The sequence below is a fragment of the Bradyrhizobium sp. HKCCYLRH1030 genome (genome assembly GCF_051168395.1).
Lineage (GTDB): Bacteria > Pseudomonadota > Alphaproteobacteria > Rhizobiales > Xanthobacteraceae > Bradyrhizobium.
Genome location: NZ_JBNPUY010000005.1, coordinates 175,372 through 193,634 on the forward strand (window position 1 = coordinate 175,372; position 18,263 = coordinate 193,634).

General features: G+C 66.9%; 16 protein-coding genes. 11 read left to right on the top strand and 5 right to left on the bottom strand.

The features are described 5' to 3' along the window. The first annotated feature begins 49 nt into the window (after positions 1-49). From ACQR1E_RS16600 to ACQR1E_RS16610, 3 genes are all read left to right on the top strand, one after another. Entirely contained in the window at positions 50-880 is an 831-nt protein-coding gene (locus tag ACQR1E_RS16600; RefSeq protein ID WP_315825353.1) for an ABC transporter permease, read from the top strand. A 229-nt stretch (positions 881-1,109) separates the two neighbouring features. Then, positions 1,110-2,714, top strand: coding sequence for an amidohydrolase family protein (locus ACQR1E_RS16605; RefSeq protein ID WP_410051831.1), 1,605 nt, complete (start codon positions 1,110-1,112; stop codon positions 2,712-2,714). Further along, positions 2,711-3,721: a CobW family GTP-binding protein gene (locus ACQR1E_RS16610; protein ID WP_316171633.1), complete on the top strand. Its 1,011-nt coding sequence runs from the start codon at positions 2,711-2,713 to the stop codon at positions 3,719-3,721. The genes ACQR1E_RS16605 and ACQR1E_RS16610 overlap by 4 nt, the downstream gene beginning before the upstream one ends. A gap of 191 nt (positions 3,722-3,912) precedes the next feature. Here ACQR1E_RS16610 and ACQR1E_RS16615 read toward each other — a convergent pair whose 3' ends face one another. Beyond that, positions 3,913-4,734 carry an IclR family transcriptional regulator gene (locus ACQR1E_RS16615; protein WP_434843193.1) on the bottom strand — a complete coding sequence of 274 codons (822 nt, stop codon included), beginning with the start codon at positions 4,732-4,734 and terminating at the stop codon, positions 3,913-3,915. Positions 4,735-4,910: 176 nt separating this feature from the next. Between ACQR1E_RS16615 and ACQR1E_RS16620 the strand changes: the two genes are divergently transcribed. From ACQR1E_RS16620 to ACQR1E_RS16650, 7 genes are read left to right on the top strand one after another with little or no spacing between them, the layout of a single operon-like run. Next, positions 4,911-5,966: an ABC transporter ATP-binding protein gene (locus tag ACQR1E_RS16620; RefSeq protein WP_434897301.1), complete on the top strand. Its 1,056-nt coding sequence runs from the start codon at positions 4,911-4,913 to the stop codon at positions 5,964-5,966. Continuing rightward, the gene (locus ACQR1E_RS16625; protein WP_316165860.1) at positions 5,963-6,817 is read left to right on the top strand and encodes an ABC transporter permease; all 855 of its coding nucleotides are present in this window, start codon (positions 5,963-5,965) and stop codon (positions 6,815-6,817) included. Before ACQR1E_RS16620 ends, ACQR1E_RS16625 begins: the two co-directional genes overlap by 4 nt. Positions 6,818-6,822: 5 nt before the next feature. After that, entirely contained in the window at positions 6,823-7,617 is a 795-nt protein-coding gene (locus ACQR1E_RS16630) for an ABC transporter permease (RefSeq protein WP_315754392.1), read from the top strand. Between the two features lie 4 nt (positions 7,618-7,621). Next, positions 7,622-7,915 (top strand): (2Fe-2S)-binding protein, encoded by a 294-nt coding sequence (locus tag ACQR1E_RS16635; RefSeq protein WP_315713565.1) that lies wholly within the window; start codon positions 7,622-7,624, stop codon positions 7,913-7,915. Next, complete coding sequence (locus ACQR1E_RS16640; protein WP_434897302.1) at positions 7,908-9,302, top strand: FAD-dependent oxidoreductase; 1,395 nt, start codon at positions 7,908-7,910, stop codon at positions 9,300-9,302. The genes ACQR1E_RS16635 and ACQR1E_RS16640 overlap by 8 nt, the downstream gene beginning before the upstream one ends. Beyond that, positions 9,286-10,458, top strand: coding sequence for an NAD(P)/FAD-dependent oxidoreductase (locus tag ACQR1E_RS16645; RefSeq protein ID WP_434897303.1), 1,173 nt, complete (start codon positions 9,286-9,288; stop codon positions 10,456-10,458). Before ACQR1E_RS16640 ends, ACQR1E_RS16645 begins: the two co-directional genes overlap by 17 nt. Next, on the top strand, positions 10,455-11,501 hold the full coding sequence (locus ACQR1E_RS16650; protein ID WP_316165864.1) for an ABC transporter substrate-binding protein: 1,047 nt from the start codon (positions 10,455-10,457) through the stop codon (positions 11,499-11,501). Before ACQR1E_RS16645 ends, ACQR1E_RS16650 begins: the two co-directional genes overlap by 4 nt. A gap of 326 nt (positions 11,502-11,827) precedes the next feature. Here the strand turns inward: ACQR1E_RS16650 and ACQR1E_RS16655 are convergent, their stop codons facing one another. Then, entirely contained in the window at positions 11,828-12,550 is a 723-nt protein-coding gene (locus tag ACQR1E_RS16655; protein ID WP_315713561.1) for a pyridoxamine 5'-phosphate oxidase family protein, read from the bottom strand. A gap of 64 nt (positions 12,551-12,614) precedes the next feature. Here ACQR1E_RS16655 and ACQR1E_RS16660 point away from each other — a divergent pair, with 64 nt between their 5' ends. Further along, positions 12,615-14,063: a PLP-dependent aminotransferase family protein gene (locus ACQR1E_RS16660; RefSeq protein WP_434897304.1), complete on the top strand. Its 1,449-nt coding sequence runs from the start codon at positions 12,615-12,617 to the stop codon at positions 14,061-14,063. Between the two features lie 718 nt (positions 14,064-14,781). Here ACQR1E_RS16660 and ACQR1E_RS16665 read toward each other — a convergent pair. The 3 genes from ACQR1E_RS16665 to garD all read right to left on the bottom strand — a co-directional run bounded on the left by ACQR1E_RS16665 (position 14,782) and on the right by garD (position 18,162). Further along, a complete protein-coding gene (locus ACQR1E_RS16665) occupies positions 14,782-15,360 on the bottom strand; it encodes a hypothetical protein (protein ID WP_434897305.1) in 579 nt (192 codons plus the stop codon). Positions 15,361-15,651: 291 nt separating this feature from the next. Beyond that, complete coding sequence (locus ACQR1E_RS16670; protein ID WP_315825341.1) at positions 15,652-16,446, bottom strand: class II aldolase/adducin family protein; 795 nt, start codon at positions 16,444-16,446, stop codon at positions 15,652-15,654. 174 nt (positions 16,447-16,620) lie between these two features. After that, the gene (garD, locus tag ACQR1E_RS16675) at positions 16,621-18,162 is read right to left on the bottom strand and encodes a galactarate dehydratase (RefSeq protein WP_434897306.1); all 1,542 of its coding nucleotides are present in this window, start codon (positions 18,160-18,162) and stop codon (positions 16,621-16,623) included. Positions 18,163-18,263 lie beyond the last annotated feature (101 nt).

Here is an 18,263-nt window from a genome sequence, read left to right on the forward strand (position 1 = left end):
CAGGAGCCGTGGCTGAACAGCCGACACTTTCGCAATCGGAGCTCGCGCGATGGCGCTGCTGGTCGTTCCTGCCTGTCTGCTGGTCCTGGCGCTGCTGGTCGGGCCGATGATCCTGATGTTCCGGATCTCGCTCAACCAGTTCAGCCCGACCCAGTTGATGATGCAGGCGCTGTCGCCGGACAACTACGTCAAGGCCGCGACCGATCCGTACTACCAGCAGATCATCCTGGCCACGCTGGGCATCGCGCTGCTGTGTACCTTGCTCACGCTGATTCTCGCCTTTCCGGCGGCCTATTGGCTCGGCCGCATGGAGAGCCGCTGGAAGAGCCTGGTCGTCATCGCGACCCTGTTTCCGCTGCTGGTCGGCAATGTCGTGCGCTCGGCCGGCTGGATGGCGCTGTTCGCGCGCGACGGGCTCGTCAACACGGTTCTGATGAAGCTCGGCCTGATCTCCGCGCCGCTGGAGATCATGTACACGACCAAGGCGGTCATCATCGGCATCATCGCCGTCGTGCTGCCCTACATGATCCTGACGCTGTCCGCGGTCATCGAGAGCATCCCCCGCGACCTCGAATATGCCGCCGCCAATCTCGGCGCCTCAGGCGCGCGCGTGTTCTGGCGGGTGATCCTGCCGCTGTCGGGTCCCGGCGTCGCCGCCGGCTCGATCCTGGTGTTCGTTTTGTGCATGAACACCTATGCAACGGCGGTGCTTCTCGGCGGCCCGCGATTCAAGATGATGGCGCCTGCCGTGTACGACCAGTTCGTGCGCGGCAACAACTGGCCGATGGGCGCCGCCCTCGCCTTCATGCTGCTGGCGGTGACCATGGCCTTCACGGTGTTCGGCAGCGTGGCGTTCGCGCGGAAGTACAGGGCGGGGTGACGGTAGACGCCGTCATTGCGAGAAGCGCAGCGACGAAGCAATCCAGACTTGCTTCCTGGCCCTGGATTGCTTTGCTCCGCTCGCAATGACGGGAAGACGATGCGTAGGGTGGGCAAAGGCGCGCAGCGCTGTGCCCACCATCTTGGAAGAAAGCAGACGCATGGTGGGCACGCTGCGCTTTGCCCACCCTACGGTCTCAAATGGAGGACACGCCGTCGTGACGGAACAGATGCTCCCTGGCGATGAGCTCGCCTTCATCCGGAACAAGGGCGCGGCGCCGATCGTGCCGAAGGCGACGACGCGGGATCGCGGGATCGGGCCGTTCAAGCGGCTGGCGCTGCGCAGCGCCACTGTCATCGACGGCACCGGGGCGCCGCCGATCGGGCCGGTCGACATCATCGTCGAGAACGGCCGCATCGTCAGCATCAAGAAGATCGTCGGCTATGGCTATGCCGGCACCCCCGGCGAGCCGGCCGATCACGAGATCGACTGTCGCGGAAAATGGGTGACGCCGGGCTTCGTCGACTGCCACGCCCATGCCGGCGTTGCCTATCACTCCGCCAATGGCTGGGTGCCGCCGGTCGACTACGTCTACAAGCTCTGGCTGGCGCATGGCGTCACCACGGTGCGCGAGATGGGCTCGATGAACGGGCTGTCCTGGATGCTCGACCAGAAAGAGCGCGCCGAGAACAACACGATCGCCGCGCCGCGGCTGCTCGCCTATGCCTATTTCCCGGCCGTCAACGACATGGTCAAGACGATCTACACGCCGGAGCAGGGGCGCACCTGGCTGCGTCAGGTCAAGGAGCGCGGCGCCGACGGCATCAAGTTCTTCGGCGCGCCGCCCGCGATCATGGAAGCCGCGCTCGACGAGTGCAAACAGATCGGCCTGCGCACCGGCTGCCATCACGCCCAGATGGCGGTGTCGCGCATGAACGCGCTGACCACGGCGCGCTGGGGCCTGACCAGCGCTGAACATTACTACGGCCTGCCGGAGGCGCTGTTCGAGGATCGCGTGATCCAGAACTTCCCGCTCGACTACAACTACACCGATGAATATTTCCGCTTCTCGGTCTCGGGGCAGATGTTCAAGCAGGGCGCCGAGCCCGGCTCGGCCAAGTGGAACGAGGTGCTGGAGCAGTTCCTGGAGATCGGTTTCACCTTCGTGCCGACCTTTACGATCTACGACGCCAACCGCGACCTGATGCGGGCGCGCCAGGCCTATTGGCACAAGGAGTACACTTGGAAGTCGATGTGGGACTACTTCACGCCGCAGCGCGGCGGCCACGGCTCGTACTGGTATCGCTGGTCGACCCAGAACGAGATCGAGTGGAAGGAGAACTACCGGCTCTGGATGGCGTTCATCAACGAGTACAAGAACCGCGGCGGCCGTGTCTGCACCGGATCGGATTCCGGCTTCATCTACCAGATCTTCGGCTTCGGCTATGTCCGCGAGCTCGAGTTGCTGCAGGAGGCCGGCTTCCATCCGCTGGAGGTGATCCGCTCGGCGACATCGCAGGGCGCAGCACTCTGCGGCCTGCAGGACGAGATCGGCACCATCGACATCGGCATGCGCGCCGACATGCTGGTCCACGACCACAATCCGCTGACCGATTTCAAGCTGCTCTACGGCACCGGCGCGATGCGCTTCAACGATGCGACCAATGCAGTCGAGTGGCATCGCGGCCTGAAATTCACGATCAAGGACGGCATCATCTACGACACCGAGGAGCTGCTCGCCGACGTCCGTGAGCTGGTCAAGGCGAGCTGGGAGAGCGACGTGCCGGAGAAATACGCCGCCAAGGATAAAGACAAGGACGCCGCGGCGCCATGAGCGTCGGCATCATCGACTTCTTCGTCCTGACCGGCTTCCTCGGATCGGGCAAGACGACGCTGCTCCGCGATGTGCTGAGCGCGGAGACGGCGTCCGACACGGCCGTGATCGTCAACGAGGCCGGCGAGGTCGGGCTCGATGGCGTGCTGCTGCGCGAGAGCGGCGATGACGTGCCGCTGGCGATGCTGTCGAACGGCTGCGTCTGCTGCCAGGTCGGCAGCGATCTCGCCTTCACCATCGACCGCCTGATCATGGCGCCGCGGCCCGCCGGCCTGCCGCCGTTGCGCCGGATCATCCTGGAGACCTCGGGCCTGTCGATGCCAGGACCGGTGCTGCGCCAGCTCGCGACCTTGGCCGAGCACCGCATGCGCGTCGTCGTCGTCGCGACCTACGATCTCACGCGCGGCCTGGACGTCGCGACGTTCGAGGAGGCCGCGGCCCAATGGGCCGCGGCACATCGGATCATTGCAACCAAGGCGGATCTTGCGCCGGAGGGGCTGACCGATGCGCCGGTGGTGATCGCGCAGCTCAATCCAGTCGCGAAGGCCGTCGCCAACGCGGATCGCGCCGCTGTGGTGTCGGCGGCCTTTGCGCCGCTTACGGCGTCCCCGCCGCTGCGCGACGTCGCGCCTGATCTCGCCGCCGCGCATCCGCGCCTCGCGCTCTGCCTGGTCCGGCCGCGCCATGAGATCGGCTATGCCGATCTCGCCAGTTGGCTGGACAACGTCGCGGGTCGGCTCGGCGAGCGCCTTCTGCGCATCAAGGGGCTCGTCAAGGTGCAGGAAGCACCGCGCCCATTGCTGGTCGAAAGCGTCGGCACGGTGTTCTCGCCGCCACGCCAACTGACCGTCGACAAGCCCCCAGCGCCCTTCATCGTCGTGATCGCGCGCGACATTGCCCGCGATGAGCTCGAACAGGTCGAGCCGATGGGGTTGTTCACGTTCTCCTGGCGGGAGCCCGAGCGCGGAGCAGCGAGGGGCGGCATCCGCGCGGAGTGGGTGACCTAGGCGGTTGTCTCGGTTGGACAGCACGAGAGGACTTGGCGTCATTCCGGGGCAATCGTGCACACGTGACGGCGTGTGCGCGATTGAACTCGGAATCTCGAGATTGTTGGAAACGAACGCAAGGCAACGTCGGGATTCCGGGTTCAAGGCCTGCGGCCTTGCCCCGGAATGACGGTGGTCGTGATGGAGAAGGACTAATTCCCCCCGATCGTGCTCAAGCTCCGTGATGGATAGCGCAAAGCCACGTCGAACGGGTTGAGCTTGCCGGCCAGCACCTGCGCCTCGCCCTGCAGGATCTTGACCACATGCGGCAGCCGGTCCGCGTTCAGCCGCTCCGCCAGCGTGCCCACGCTGAGCGCCGCCACCGCGCGGCCCTGCGCGTCGAGCACGGGCACGCCGACGCCGGCCATGCCGGGAATGAGGCCGGTGCTGGTATTGACCCAGCCTTGCGCGCGCGCCTGCGCCAGCGCACTGCGCAGCGAGGCCTCGTCGAGGAAGCCGCGATCGAGCAGGCGCGGGATGTTGAAGCGGATCACGGCCTCCTGCTCGTCCTCGGGCAGGTTGGCGAGAATCGTGAGGCTGCCCTGGCCAAGCCCGAGCGGCACCTTGCCGCCGATGTCGCCGGTGAAGGAGCGGATCGGAAACGGTCCTTCGACGCGGTCGAGGCAGACCGCATCGAAGCCGTTGCGCACCAGCAGGAAGATCGTGTCGCTCAAGGTCGCCGACAGCCGCAGCAGCGCCGGCCGCGCCGCCTCGCGCAGGCCGCTGGCTTGGCCGGCGCGTGCGGCGAGCACGTAGAAGTCGAGCGCCAGGCGATAGCGCTTGCCGGCGGCCTGCTCGGCAAAGCCCTCCGCCACGAGGTCCTGCAGCATGCGGTGCGCGGTCGGCTGGCTGCAGCCCGCGGTCTCCGCGATGTCCTTCAGCCGCAGCCCGTCGGGGTCGCCCTCGGCGAGGATGCGGAGCAGCTTCAGGGCCCGGCGAAGGCTGGAGGACGAATCGGTGTCGGCTGTCGTCATCTGATCGGTGAATGTTGGCGTCGAATTCGTCACATGGATTTCATATAGCAGAATATCAGATAGATAAATTCAGGATATCGGAATTCATGATTGACCGTCTGCGTGGCCCGCCGGCATGAAAGAGCCCCAGGGCGGCAATCCCGGGCGATGACAGGAAGCCTCCCGCGCGAGGACGCATGGGTTTCCTGACGCTGGACGGTTTGACGAAGCTCTACGGCGATGTCGCTGCGGTCAGCGACGTCAATCTCAGCGTCGCCAAGGGCGAGTTCATCTCGCTGCTCGGCCCCTCCGGCTGCGGCAAGACCACGACGCTGCAGATGATCGCCGGCCTGGTCGAGCCGACGTCGGGGCGCATCACGCTCGACGGTCGCGACATCACCCACGAGAAGCCCGATCGCCGCGGCCTCGGCATCGTCTTCCAGAGCTACGCGCTGTTTCCGCACATGACGGTGGCGCAGAACGTCGCCTTCGGACTCGAAATGCGCAAGGTGATCAGGGCCGAGCGCGAGGCGCGCGTCAAACAGGCGCTGGCGCTGGTGCAACTCGCCGCGCTCGCCGACCGCTATCCACGCCAGCTCTCCGGCGGGCAGCGTCAGCGCGTCGCGGTGGCGCGCGCGCTCGTGATCGATCCGCCGGTGCTGCTGCTCGACGAGCCGCTGTCCAATCTCGACGCCAAGCTGCGCGAGGAGATGCAGTTCGAGCTGCGCGGCATCCAGCAGCGCGTCGGCACCACCACGATCATGGTGACGCACGACCAGAGCGAGGCGCTGTCGATGAGCGATCGCGTGGTGGTGATGGAGCAGGGCCGCATCATGCAGATCGACGCGCCCTATCGGCTCTACGAAAATCCTGCGACGCCGTTCATCTCCTCCTTCGTCGGCAAGATGAACCGGCTGTCCGGCGTGTGGCGCAACGGCGGCGTCGAGATCGGCGGGCGCTTGCTGCCGTGCGAGGGGGCTGACCTCACCGACGGCACGGCCGCCGTGCTCGCGATCCGGCCGGAGAAGATCGGCCTGACAACTCCCGGCGCCGGCGTGCTCGATGGCCGCATCAGAGCGCGCTTCTTCCTCGGCAGCACCTGGTTCTTCACCGTGGAGACGCCCGCCGGATTGATCGGCGTCGCCCTGCCCAATGCGGGCGAGGAGCCGGCGTGCGAGGGCGATCAGGTCGGTCTCGCCTGGAGCAGCGCCAGCGCACGCGCGTCGAAGCCCGACGGAGCGCAGTCGGCATGAGCGGCACGCGCGCGACGACACCATGGCTGCTGGCGGCGCCGGGCGCGCTGCTGTTCACCGCATTGGTGGTCGTGCCGCTCGGGCTCACCCTGGCGCTGTCGTTCCACGTCTATGACGCCGCGACCGGCGTCAAGGACGAGACCACGCTGGCGCACTACATCGGCATCCTCTCCGACAGCTACTTTCTCAATATCTTCTGGCGCACGCTGCGGCTCGCCGCGCTGACCACGCTGATCTGCGCCGTGATCGGCGCGCCCGAGGCCTACATCCTGGCGCGCATGCGCGAGCCCTGGCGCTCGGCGTTCCTGCTCGCGATCATCGGCCCGCTGCTGGTTTCGGTCGTGGTGCGCGCCTTTGGCTGGAGCATGCTGCTCGGCCCCACGGGCCTCGTCAACGAGGCCTTCCGTGCGCTCGGGCTCGGCACGGTCAGGATCCTCTACACCGAGACGGCCATCGTCATCGCGCTCGTCCATGTGATGCTGCCGTTCATGGTCATCCCGGTCTGGACATCGCTGCAGAAGCTCGATCCGATGGTCGAGGCCGCCGCCTGGACGCTCGGCGCCTCGCGCTTCACGGCGCTGCGCCGCGTAGTGCTGCCGCAGGTGACGATGGGGCTGCTGTCGGGCAGCCTGGTGGTATTCGGACTGTCGGCGTCGGCCTTCGCGATCCCCGCGCTGCTCGGCGGCCGGCGGCTGAAGATGGCGGCGACGCTGGTCTATGACGAATACATGCACGAGCTGAACTGGCCACTGGGGGCCGCGATCGCGATTCTCGTGCTGGTGATCAATCTCGTCATCATGCTGGCCTATCAGCGCGTCGTCGAGGCGCGCGCCAGGCGGATGTTGGGGTGAGCGGCATGCGCCACAACGGTCCGATCGCCCTGGTCTTTCATGCGCTCGTCACTGGCTTCGTGCTGGCGCCGCTCATCGTGATCTGCCTCGTCGCGTTCACGCCGGCCAACACGTTGACATTGCCGACCACGCAGGTCTCGCTGCGCTGGTTCACGGCCGTGTTCGCGCATCCGGATTTCGTCGCCTCCTTCCTCAACAGCCTGTGGGTTGCCGCAACAGCCGCGACGATTGCGGTCGTGCTCGCGGTCGCCGCCGGCCTCGCGCTCGACCGCTACGACTTCCGCGGCCGCGCGGCGCTGAATGCGCTGTTCCTGTCGCCCCTGATGATCCCGCATCTCGTGCTCGGCGTTGCGCTGCTGCGGCTGTTCGCGCTGCTCGGCGCCACCGGCAGCCTGCTGTGGCTGACCGCAGGTCACATTGTCGTCGTCACGCCTTATGTGCTCCGCTTGGTTCTGGCCGCCCTGTCCGGCCTCGACCGCAGCGCCGAGCAGGCGGCGGTGACCCTGGGCGCTTCCGGCTGGATCGTGTTCCGCCGCATCACCGTGCCGATGATTTTGCCCGGCATCACCGGCGGCTGGCTGCTTGCCTTCATCAACTCCTTCGACGAGCTCACGATGTCGATCTTCATCACCTCGCCCGCCACGATCACCCTGCCGGTGCGCATGTACATGTACGCGACCGAATCGATTGATCCGATGATGGCCGCCGTATCGGCGCTGATGATCGCGGTGACGGCGGCGGCGATGCTGCTGCTCGACCGCATCTTCGGCCTCGACAAGATCCTCGTGGGCCAAGGCTGATACCATGCCGTTGCTGCATCGCCTCGTCCGCAACGACAGCGCCGTCATCTCCTTCACGATCGATGGCGTGCCCTGCGACGGCCGCGCCGGCGACACCGTGCTGACGGCCATGCTCTGCCAGGTCGACCGGCTTCGCTACAGCGAGTTTTCCGCCGCGCCACGGGCCGGCTTCTGCCAGATGGGCGCGTGCCAGGACTGCTGGGTGCAGCTCGCGAGCGGTGAGCGGCTGCGCGCCTGCACGACGCCGCTTACCGAAGGCATGGACATCATCACACGACGAGGGCGCGGCCATGGCTGAGCGCGCATCGCCCCTGATCGTCGGCGCCGGCCCGGCCGGCATCCGCGCCGCGATGACATTGGTCGCGGCCGGCCTGCGGCCGATCGTGGTCGATGAAGGCCACGCCTGCGGCGGCCAGATCTATCGCCAGCCGCTGAGTCCCGATGGCCGCGATGCCACGGCGCGCTACGGCTCGGAGGCTTCGAAGGCCACGCGGCTGCATCACGACTTTGCGGCGCTCGGCTCCGCAATCGACTATCAGTCGAACACGCTGCTGTGGAATCTGCGCGACGGCGCGGCCGCCATTCTCCGCGACGGCATCAGCCATCGCATCAATTATGATGGACTCATCCTCGCGGCCGGCGCGACCGATCGCGTGCTGCCGATCCCCGGCTGGACCTTGCCCGGCGTATTCACCCTCGGCGGCGCGCAGATCGCGCTGAAGGCGCAGGGCTGCGCGATCGGCCGGCGCGTGGTGTTCGCCGGCTCCGGCCCGCTGCTCTATCTGGTCGCCTGGCAATACATGAAGGCCGGCGTCGACGTTGCCGCCGTGCTCGACGCGGCGCCCTTGTCTGCGAAGCTCAATCTGCTGCGCGCGTTGCCGCTCGCGCCGGGCATCGTGCTGCGTGGGGTGCGCATGGCGCTGGAGTTGACGCTGCGCGGCACGCGCGTGCGGTTCGGCGTCTCCCGGCTCCGGATCGAGGGCAAGGGCAGGGTGGCGCGCATCGTCTATCGGGCTGGCGGGCGCGAACACGCGATCGCCTGCGACGGCGTCGGCTACGGCCTCGGTCTGCGCTCGGAGACTCAGGTTGCTGATCTCGCCGGCTGCGCCTTTGGCTTCGATGCGCGCGACCGCGCGCATCGTCCGGTTCGCGACGCCAGTGGCCGCAGCAGCATCGCGGGCGTGTACCTCGCCGGCGACGGCGCCCGCATCGCCGGCGCCGATGCCGCGGAAGCCGCCGGCGAGCGGGCCGCGCTGGCATTTTTGGAGGATCGCGGCCTGCCGCATGATTCGGTGCGCGCCGCCACCCTCGAACATGCGCTGGCGCGGATCGATCGCCTGCGCGATGGGCTCGAAGCCGCCTTTCCCTATCCATCGCATTGGGCGGGCGACATCGCCGATGACACGCTGCTGTGCCGCTGCGAGGAGATCGATGCCGGCGAGGCGCGGCGCGCGATCAGCGATTTCTCGCTCACCGAGATCAATCGCCTGAAGGCGGTGACGCGCATCGGCATGGGCCGCTGCCAGGGCCGCATGTGCGGCGCGGTCGCCGCGGAGCTCTTGGCTGCGCAGACGCGCCGCGACATCGGCGCTGTCGGCCGGCTGCGCGCGCAGGCGCCGATCAAGCCGATCCCGCTGGCTGCCAGCCTGTCGCTCGACGAGAGGCAGCATGACCCGGCGCATTGACTGCGATGTCGCGATCGTCGGCGGCGGGCTGGTCGGCAGCTCCGCCGCGCTGGCGCTGCGCGGCATGGGCTTCTCCGTCACGCTGCTCGACAAGGGCTTCTGCGGCGCTCAGGCGAGCGGCGTGAACTATGGCGGCGTGCGCCGCCAGGGCCGCCCGCCCGAGCAACTGCCGCTGTCGCAGCGGGCGCATGCGATCTGGCCGCGGCTCGCGCAGCTCATCGGCATCGACGGCGAGTTCCTGCGCTCCGGCCATCTCAAGCTCGCGCGGACGCCTGCGGACATGGCGAGCCTGGAGCGCTACGCCGCCGAGGTCGCGCCGTTCGGGCTCGCTCTCGAGCTGATCGGCCACAATCAACTGCACGAGCGCTTCGGCATCGCGGGCGGCGTCGTGGGCGGCTCATTCTGTCCTGGCGACGGCCACGCCAATCCACGGCTGGTCGCCACCGCCTTCGCCGCAGCGGCGCGTCGCGCCGGCGCCGAGGTGCTGGAGAACACGGAGGTTACGGGCGCCACCAGGACGTTCGAGGGTTTTGCGCTGGAAGCCGGTGACGTCGCCATCAGGACGCGTACCGTGATCAACAGCGCCGGCGCCTGGGCCGACGGCTTGGCGCGCGCGTTCGACGAACCGGTGCCGCTGGAGCGCACCTATCCGTCGATGATCGTGACCGAGCCGCTCGATCCGTTCCTGACCGTCAACATCGGCATCGAGGGCGGCGGCATCTATGCGCGGCAGGTTACGCGCGGCAACGTCGTCGTCGGCGGCGAGCGCGCCGCGCCGCTCGCCGATCCCGATTATTCGCGCCCGCGCAGCGACGGCGTGCTTGCCATCATGCAGCGCGCCGGCGAGCTGTTCGGCCCGCTGCGCCGTGCCCAGGCGATTCGGTTCTGGAGCGGCACCGAGGCGACGATGCCCGACCGCAATCCGGTGATCGGGCCGAGCGCGACGACGCCGGGACTCGTCCACGCCTTCGGCTTCTCCGGCGCCGGCTTCCAGATCGCGCCGGGTGTCGGCGAGGTGCTGGCCGAGCTGGTGCGCGACGGCGAGACCTCGACGCCGATCGCGGCCTTCGCCATTACCCGTTTCTCACCCGCATCGCAGCCGGGCGATGCCTCTCAAGCAGCAATGACGACAGGATCGAAGGAGACCTCGCCATGATCGATGCTCGCGCCACGCTCGGCCCAGCCTTTGCACTCATGCTCGCTGCATCGGCCGCGCATGCGGAAACCAAGACGCTCTATGTCGGCATGAACGGCGGCAATTTCGAGCGCACCTATACGCAGGCGGTGTTTCCGGACTTCGAGAAGGCCAACGACGTCAAGATCGTCGTCGTGCCCGGCACCTCGTCGGAGATCCTCGCCAAGGCGATCGCGGCCAAAGACAAGCCGCAGATGCACGTGATGTTTCTCGACGACGGCGTGATGATCCGCGCCGCCGGCCTTGGTCTGTGCGAGAAGCTGAAGCCGAGCGAGGCGCTCGGCCAGCTCGAGCCGTTCGCGCGACTCAAGGACGACATCGCCGCCGGCATCGACATCGGCATGACCGGCCTTGCCTACAACAAAAAGCTGTTCGACGAGAAAGGCTGGGCGGCGCCGACCTCCTGGCTCGATCTCGCCGATCCCAAGTTCAAGGACAAGGTCGTGTTCCAGTCGGCCTCGGTCTCGACCTTCGGCCTGCACGCCTTCCTGATGATCAACCGTATCAACGGCGGCAGCGAGGCCAATGTCGAGCCGGGCTTCAAGGCGTTTCCCGACACGATCGGCAAGAACGTGCTCGAATACATTCCGAACTCGGCCAAGATCTCCGAGATGGTGCAGACCGGCGAGGCCGCGATCTTCCCGCTGACGCCGACCGCGGTGTCGACCTTGAAGGAGAAGGGCATCCCGGTCGAGTATGCGCAGCCGAAGGAAGGCTCGGTCGTGCTGATGGTCGCCGAATGCGTCATCGCCAACAACTCCGAATCCGAGCTGGCGCAGAAGCTCGCCGCCTATCTGCTGTCGCCAGAAGCGCAGGCCAAGGCGCTGGCCGCCGGCAACATCGTGCCGTCCAACACCACCGCGAAAGCCACGACGCCGGCGGCCGAGCAGAAGCTCGAGACCTTCCACGGCTACATGAAGAGCGCGATCACGCTCGACTGGGACGTCATCAACGCCAGGCGCCCGGAATGGAATACGCGCTGGAACAGGATGATCGAGCGGTAGGCCGGCTTCGTTCCCTCGTCATTGCGCGCGAGGCGATTCAGACCTTTCATGCGGCCCCGGATCGCTTCGCTGGCGCTCGCGATGACGGCCGGGGAGCCAGCGCGTTTGCGCTTCCATCGTCATACCCCGCCAAAGCGGGGTATCCAGTCCGCCGCTGCCTTCGATGCCATCACAGCCGTCTCGGCGTACGGGATCGCCCGGTCGAGCCGGGCGATGACGGAGAGTGTGTGGCGCTACGCCTGCTCTGATTGTCATTGCGAGGAGTGTAGCGACGAGGCGATCCAGGGCTGCGCAAGGCACTCTGGATCGCTTGGTAGCTACGCGCATTACCCCGCCGGATAGTTCGTCGCATACGCCTCCGTCAGCGCCTCATCGAGCCGCCGTCCGGCGCTGAAACCTGACAGCGTCGCGGGACGGGTGACGCCCGGCAGCAATCGGCCATCGGGCTCCGGCGGCCCGATCAGGGTGTGCACCGGAATGCGCTCGGCATAGATCGGCAGCGCGTAGTCCTCCTCATCGTCGATGACGCCCGCGGCGCGGATCTTCGCCGATGCCTTTTCGATCTCCATGGTCACGACCGACGTGGCCTTGAGCTCCTGCTCCGTGGTCGGGCGCAGGCTCGCCGTGCGGCCGGGAAACAGCCGATCGACCATCATCACCAGCGCGCGCTCCTTCTCCGCCTGATCCTCGATCAGCCGGGCATGGCCGAACGCCATCACCGAGCGATAGTCGGCCGAGTGATGGAAGGCGCTGCGCGCCAGCACCAGGCCGTCGAGATGGGTGACGGTGAGACAGGCCGGCTGTCCCTCGGACAGGTTGCGCAACATGCGGCTGGCGCTCGAGCCATGCCAATACAGCGTCGTTCCCTCGCGCCAATACAGCGTCGGCGTGCAATAGGGCTGGCCGTCGATGACATAGGAGACGTGGCACAGCGTTGCGGAGTCGAGCAGCGCATGGACGGTCGCATGATCGTAATGGGCGCGCTGATGCCGCCGCTTGACCCGGTTGGTGTCGTCGACGGGATAGCTCGGCATCTGTTGCTCGGACATCGTCAGTCTCCTGTTTCCGTCGACGTCATTCCATGGCAAAGTGGTTGCCGGGAGTTCCACTTCGATGCGAAAGCAGGCAACCACTTCGCGGCGCCGCGACGACGTGCTGGCGCTGCCGATCCACCTCGACCGCACCATCCGCAGCCAGTCGCAGCAGGTGCACGGCGCGCTGCGGACCGGCATCGTCGACGGCCTGCTCGTGCCCGGCCTTCGTCTGCCTTCGACGCGCGGGCTCGCCGAGCAGCTCGGCGTCCGCCGCAATGCGATCGTCACAGCCTATGAGGCGCTGCTGTCGGACGGCCTGGTCGAGGCGCGCCACGGCGCCGGCACCTATGTCGCCGCACAGCTGCCCGCACCGCAGGTCGCCGCACCAGTTGCTGAGCTGGACATCCGCATTCCGCCGCGCCGGCCGTTCGCGCTCGGCTGCACGCTGGTCGATCCCGTGCTCTTGCGGCGACTCGCCGCGGCCAGCCGGCGCCGCATCGCCCGCGCCGCGCCGGATGAGCTCGGCTATGGCGATCCGCGCGGCAGCCTGCATCTGCGCAGCCAGGTCGCGCACTACCTTGCCGCCAATCGCGGCGTACGCTGCGACCCAAGCTGCATTCTCATCGTGAGCGGCACCCAGCATGGCCTGCGGCTATGCATCGACGCGTTGCTTGCGCCGGGCGATCCCGTCTGGTTCGAGGATCCCGGCTATGTCGCCTCGCGCCATACGTTGAGCACGACCGGCGCGAAGCTGGTCCCGGTGCCCGTCGATGATGAAGGAATCATAGTGAGCTCGGGCGAGGCGGCGTACATGGCGGCCAAGGCCGCCTACGTGACGCCATCGCATCAGTTTCCGACCGGCGTTGCGATGAGCATGGCGCGGCGCATCGCGCTGCTCGACTGGGCGCGCAGGGCGGACGCCTACATCTTCGAGGACGACTACGACAGCGAGTACCGCTTCGCCGGCCCGCCGTTGACCGCGCTGGCCGGCATCGGCGGCGAGCGCGTGATCTATCTCGGCACCTTCGGCAAGACGCTGTTCGCGGGACTGCGGCTCGGCTACCTCGTGGTGCCGCCGAGGCTGGTCGCGCGGGTCGTCGCAGCGCGCGCGGCGCAGGACCGGTTTCCGCCGGCCTTCATGCAGGAGGCTCTGGCCGACCTGATGGCCGACGGCGTGCTCGCAGCCCACATGCGGCGGCTGCGCCCGCGCTATCGCCAGGCGCGCGACGTCGTCGCCGAGGCGCTCGCCAAGCACGGCAAAGGCAGCCTGCAACTGGCCGCGCCGTCGCAAGGACTGCATCTGCTGGCGACCTTGCCGCCGGCAGCGCCGAAGGGCACGGCGAAACTGATTCGCGACCGGGCCGGCATCGAATGCCGGCTGTTGTCGGATGCACGGATCGTGCAGCGCGGGCCCGACGGTTTCATCCTGGGCTATTCGGGCTTTGCAGCGAAGGATCTCGCCGATGCCGCCAGGCGGCTCGGGCGCGCCACCCAGGACATCCTGGGCGCGGCGGCGCGCCGCCGCTGAGCATCATCGATGCCGCGAGTGTGGCCGAGCCGGCACGTCGGGCAAATCAGCAGGGCTATGAGCTTCCGGGAATCTACACAGAGGCTCCGCTTGCGTGTCGCGCGCAACGCGCCGGTCTGGATTTTGTTCAGTTCGTTCAACGCGCTCTTGACGACCGATCGCGCGCCTGCATTTTTCTCTTTCGTTTTTTCGAAAATCGTGCTTTGGTAACGCATCCCGCCTCACCGCAGAGGGGCGTAGCGCGCGATCGTCACGACACGCGAGGTGGGGTGCGATGGCAGCGCTGTTGCCGCAGCATGCTTGTCCAGCGTGCGGACGAACGGCAATACGCGGACGTGAAGTCGCAGCGTCCTGATACCCCGATGCTGGTATCACGCGCAGTGCGCGCAAGCGCATTGTCGCAATGGTGGCCAACAAGCCCGGCGCACCAGGGAGACTGCGTATAAGCGTGAAGACCATCGCGCAGGGAATGCCGGGTTGAACCGGCTTTGCCTGTGGTACCTGCCGCCTGCATTTTTTTCGCAGGCGGGCCATGGGTGGGGCCTTCACCCGGCATTCCCTGCGCCCTTTGCACTTCCGAGGGCGAGACGGATCGTAAGCCTCGGGCATCATCTGCCGCGAGAACGCGCCCTCATGTTCATGGCTGTTCGAGATGCGGATTGGAGCAGATGCGCGTCAGGCGACGCGGATGCGCGCGGTCGCCGCAATCGCGACGCGCTCATTCATAGGGATTGTGCTCGGCGTTCGTCATCGTCTGGCGCACCCGGCGCAAGGTGATGGGCGTGCCGTCGGAGACGAACTGCAGCTCATAGGCGCGGCCGCTGTCGTCCTTGGCGGAGCAGGTCACGCTCGTGACCTTGAGCATCGCGAAGTTGCCGACCTGACGGCACATGCCGGCCGAGCTCTTCGTCACCGGCACCGGAATGCCATCGACCTTCGGGCGATGCTTGGAATTCAGCAGCATCCTGTCGATCGGCAGTTCGTAGACGTTCTGAATCGACCTGCGGCCATTGATGCCGGAGAACGCGATGATGTGGCTCTCGTCAGCGGGATCGTTGAGCGCGACGGTGAAATGGGCGCGCCCCTTCTCGCTGTGAAAGAACGCCACCGTCTTGCAGGAAAATTCGCGGCCGTCGACCTTCGCGGTCCGGCAGGTGCCGGACATCAGCGCGTAGAGATCGATGTCGGGCCGCTCCTCCGGCGAGCTCGTCACCGGCATCGGCTGCTGAGCCAGGCAGGGCGTACCCAGGAAGAGACCGAGCGCAACGGCAGCAAGACGAGGAAAATGCAGGGGCATCCGCGGGGTGAGCCTGTAGGAATCATGACGGCGCGAGAGGTTAAGCGATGTGTCAGCTTTGCGGCAAAAAGAGGTCGGACGCCGTTGCGGCAGGGTACATCGCGCCAGCGCAAGCCCGGCGCTGTACGGCACGGGTGGTCGGTCGATACCGCAAAAGGAATGGAAAGTTCCGTGCGCACGCCGCGCACTCGCTCGCGCTCCATGTCGAGACGGAAGGCGCGGTGCAGCGGGCTCGGCGCGTCACAGGAATCCGGGGCGGCGCTGCCCCGGAATGATCTCCAATCTCCGGGACTATTTCGCCGACTGCGCCTTCTGCTTCCACAGCGCCCAGGCGCGGTCCATGATCACCATGTTGACTGCGTCGGCCTTGGCGGCCTCCTCGGCGCTGAGATAGGTGACGTCGCTGCCGAGCCCGATCGCCTGCGCCTGCAGCTTCGCATTGACGTCGGTGTAATAGGCGCGGAACACGGCGGCCTTGACCGACGGTCCAACCGCGACGTCGCCGTGGCCGCGCATCAGCACCACCGATTTGTCGCCAAGCGTGGCCGCCAGCGATTTGCCGATCACATTGTTGCTGACCAGCATGTTGGTGGCGCCGAACTCCTTGCCGATGTCCCATACCGGCGCGCCGGTGCCGAGGAAGGCGGCGTTGTGATACAGCGGCTTCAAGGGTGTATGGCTGACGCTGAACGGCACGACGCCGGGCGAATGCGTGTGTACCACGGCGTTGACGTCCGGACGGGCCTTGTAGATCTCGGCATGGATGAAGCGTTCGAGGAAGACCGCACGGTTCCTCGCATCGACCGGCTCGCCGTTCTCGTCGAACTCCATGATGTCATTGGCTGTGACCTGCGCCGGCGCGATCGAGCGTGCCATCAGGAAGTGGTGCGGATTGGTGGGATGCCGCGCGCTGACATGGCCGAAGGCGTCGACGACGCCGAGATCGGCGAGGATGCGGCTGCCGGTCGCGATGTCCTCGAGCAACTCGCGGGGAACACCAGGGATGGCGTCTTGGGCGCGGGAAGGGCCGGCGGAGAGGAGGAAGGCTGCTACGGCAATCGCGGCGAAGCGGCTGAAGCTGGACATCTGGCTCTTCCTCCCGGCCTTCGTTGTCTAGGCTCGTTGCTTCAACATACGCGTCGTTGCGAGCGAAGCGAAGCAATCCAGGATGGTGGGCGGGACCCTGGATTGCTTCGCTTCGCTCGCAATGACGGGGAGAGGTTTGAGCGAGGCAATTGGCATGGCAGGGTGAGCCCTCCCTCAGGTCACCGGAGCCGGATTGAACAAGGTCAGATCGTTGTGGATGCCCCAGCGGTCCGACCATGGCTTGGTGCGGCCGGAGGCGACGTCGAGGATCAGCTTGAACAACTCCCAGCCGGTTTCCTCGATCGTCATCTCGCCGGTGGCGATGCGGCCGGCGTCGAAGTCGATCAGATCCTTCCAGCGGCGCGCCAGCTCGCTGCGGGTCGCGACCTTGATGACGGGCGCCGCCGCAAGGCCGTAGGGCGTACCGCGGCCCGTGGTGAACACCTGCAAGGTCATGCCAGATGCGAGCTGCAGGGTGCCACAGATGAAGTCGGAGGCTGGCGTCGCCGCGAACAGCATGCCCTTTTGCTTGGCCTTCTCGCCCGGCGCCAGCACGCCGTGGATCGGACCGGAGCCCGACTTCACGATCGAGCCCAGCGACTTCTCGACGATGTTGGCGAGGCCGCCCTTCTTGTTGCCGGGCGTCGTGTTGGCGCTGCGATCGGCGCCGCCGCGCGCGAGATAGGAATCGTACCAGTCCATCTCACGGATCAGCGCGCGGCCGACGTCCTCGTTGATGGCGCGCCGGGTCAGCAATTGGATCGCGTCGCGAACCTCGGTCACCTCCGAGAACATCACGGTCGCGCCCGCGCGCACCAGCAGGTCCGCCGCGAAGCCCACTGCGGGATTGGCGGTCACACCGGAGAACGCATCGCTGCCGCCGCATTGCAGGCCGATGACGAGATCGGACGCCGGGCAGGTCTCGCGGGTGCGCTTGTTGAGTTCGGCAAGGCGGCGATCGGCCTGGGTCATGATGGCGTCGACGATGGCGCCGAAGCCGTCGAAGGCCTCGTCCTGCATTCGGACGATCGAGTCTTCAGTGCCTTCCGGCAGCAGCCGCTCCGGCGCGAGCTTCTCGCAGCCGAGGCCGACGACGAGGATCTCGCCGCCGAAATTCGGGTTCAGTGCGAGGTTCTGCAGGGTTCGGATCGGCACCACGGCATCTGGCGCCGTGATCGCGACACCGCAGCCATAGGCGTGGGTAAGCGCGACGACGTCATCGACATTCGGGTACTTCGGCAGCAGCTCGCTCTTGATGCGCTTGATCGCGAATTCCAGTGTGCCCTTGACGCATTGGACCGAGGTCGAGATGCCCAGCACGTTGCGGGTGCCGACCGAGCCGTCGCGATTGCGATAGCCTTCGAAGGTGTAGCCTTCGAGCGGCGGCAGCGGCCCCGGCACCGCGGTGGAGATTTCGAGCTGATCGAGGGCAGGAGCCTCAGGCATGTCGATGCGAGCCTCGTCCACCCATTCGCCGGATGCGATCGGCGACTTCGCATAGCCGATGATCTCGCCGTAGCGGACGATCGGCGCGCCCTCGGCGATGTCGACCAGTGCGGTCTTGTGGCCCTGCGGGACGAAGCTCCTCAGCGTCAGGCCATCGGGAAATTTGGTGCCGGCAGGCAGGCCGAAATCGTTCACCACGATCGCGACGTTGTCGCGCGCGTTGAGCTTGATGATGCGGGGCTCCTGGTTGGCGACGACCTGCTGGTTCATGCTGGCTCCGTTCCGCTCCGGTGGGTGGGCAAAGGCGCGGAGCGCCGTGCCCGCCTACTTCCTTCTTTCATCCCCTCTCCCCGTAAGAACGGGGAGAGGGA

Bases quoted from the DNA above. Each gene is read 5' to 3' on its own strand.
- ACQR1E_RS16670 (WP_315825341.1), bottom strand. From the start codon at position 16,446: ATGTCCAGCTTCAGCCGCTTCGCCGCGATTGCCGTAGCAGCCTTCCTC.
- ACQR1E_RS16655 (WP_315713561.1), bottom strand. From the start codon at position 12,550: ATGTCCGAGCAACAGATGCCGAGCTATCCCGTCGACGACACCAACCGG.
- ACQR1E_RS16665 (WP_434897305.1), bottom strand. From the start codon at position 15,360: ATGCCCCTGCATTTTCCTCGTCTTGCTGCCGTTGCGCTCGGTCTCTTC.
- ACQR1E_RS16605 (WP_410051831.1), top strand. From the start codon at position 1,110: ATGCTCCCTGGCGATGAGCTCGCCTTCATCCGGAACAAGGGCGCGGCG.
- ACQR1E_RS16600 (WP_315825353.1), top strand. From the start codon at position 50: ATGGCGCTGCTGGTCGTTCCTGCCTGTCTGCTGGTCCTGGCGCTGCTG.
- ACQR1E_RS16615 (WP_434843193.1), bottom strand. From the start codon at position 4,734: ATGACGACAGCCGACACCGATTCGTCCTCCAGCCTTCGCCGGGCCCTG.
- ACQR1E_RS16635 (WP_315713565.1), top strand. From the start codon at position 7,622: ATGCCGTTGCTGCATCGCCTCGTCCGCAACGACAGCGCCGTCATCTCC.
- ACQR1E_RS16645 (WP_434897303.1), top strand. From the start codon at position 9,286: ATGACCCGGCGCATTGACTGCGATGTCGCGATCGTCGGCGGCGGGCTG.
- ACQR1E_RS16625 (WP_316165860.1), top strand. From the start codon at position 5,963: ATGAGCGGCACGCGCGCGACGACACCATGGCTGCTGGCGGCGCCGGGC.
- ACQR1E_RS16660 (WP_434897304.1), top strand. From the start codon at position 12,615: ATGCGAAAGCAGGCAACCACTTCGCGGCGCCGCGACGACGTGCTGGCG.
- ACQR1E_RS16610 (WP_316171633.1), top strand. From the start codon at position 2,711: ATGAGCGTCGGCATCATCGACTTCTTCGTCCTGACCGGCTTCCTCGGA.
- ACQR1E_RS16640 (WP_434897302.1), top strand. From the start codon at position 7,908: ATGGCTGAGCGCGCATCGCCCCTGATCGTCGGCGCCGGCCCGGCCGGC.
- ACQR1E_RS16630 (WP_315754392.1), top strand. From the start codon at position 6,823: ATGCGCCACAACGGTCCGATCGCCCTGGTCTTTCATGCGCTCGTCACT.
- garD (WP_434897306.1), bottom strand. From the start codon at position 18,162: ATGAACCAGCAGGTCGTCGCCAACCAGGAGCCCCGCATCATCAAGCTC.
- ACQR1E_RS16620 (WP_434897301.1), top strand. From the start codon at position 4,911: ATGGGTTTCCTGACGCTGGACGGTTTGACGAAGCTCTACGGCGATGTC.
- ACQR1E_RS16650 (WP_316165864.1), top strand. From the start codon at position 10,455: ATGATCGATGCTCGCGCCACGCTCGGCCCAGCCTTTGCACTCATGCTC.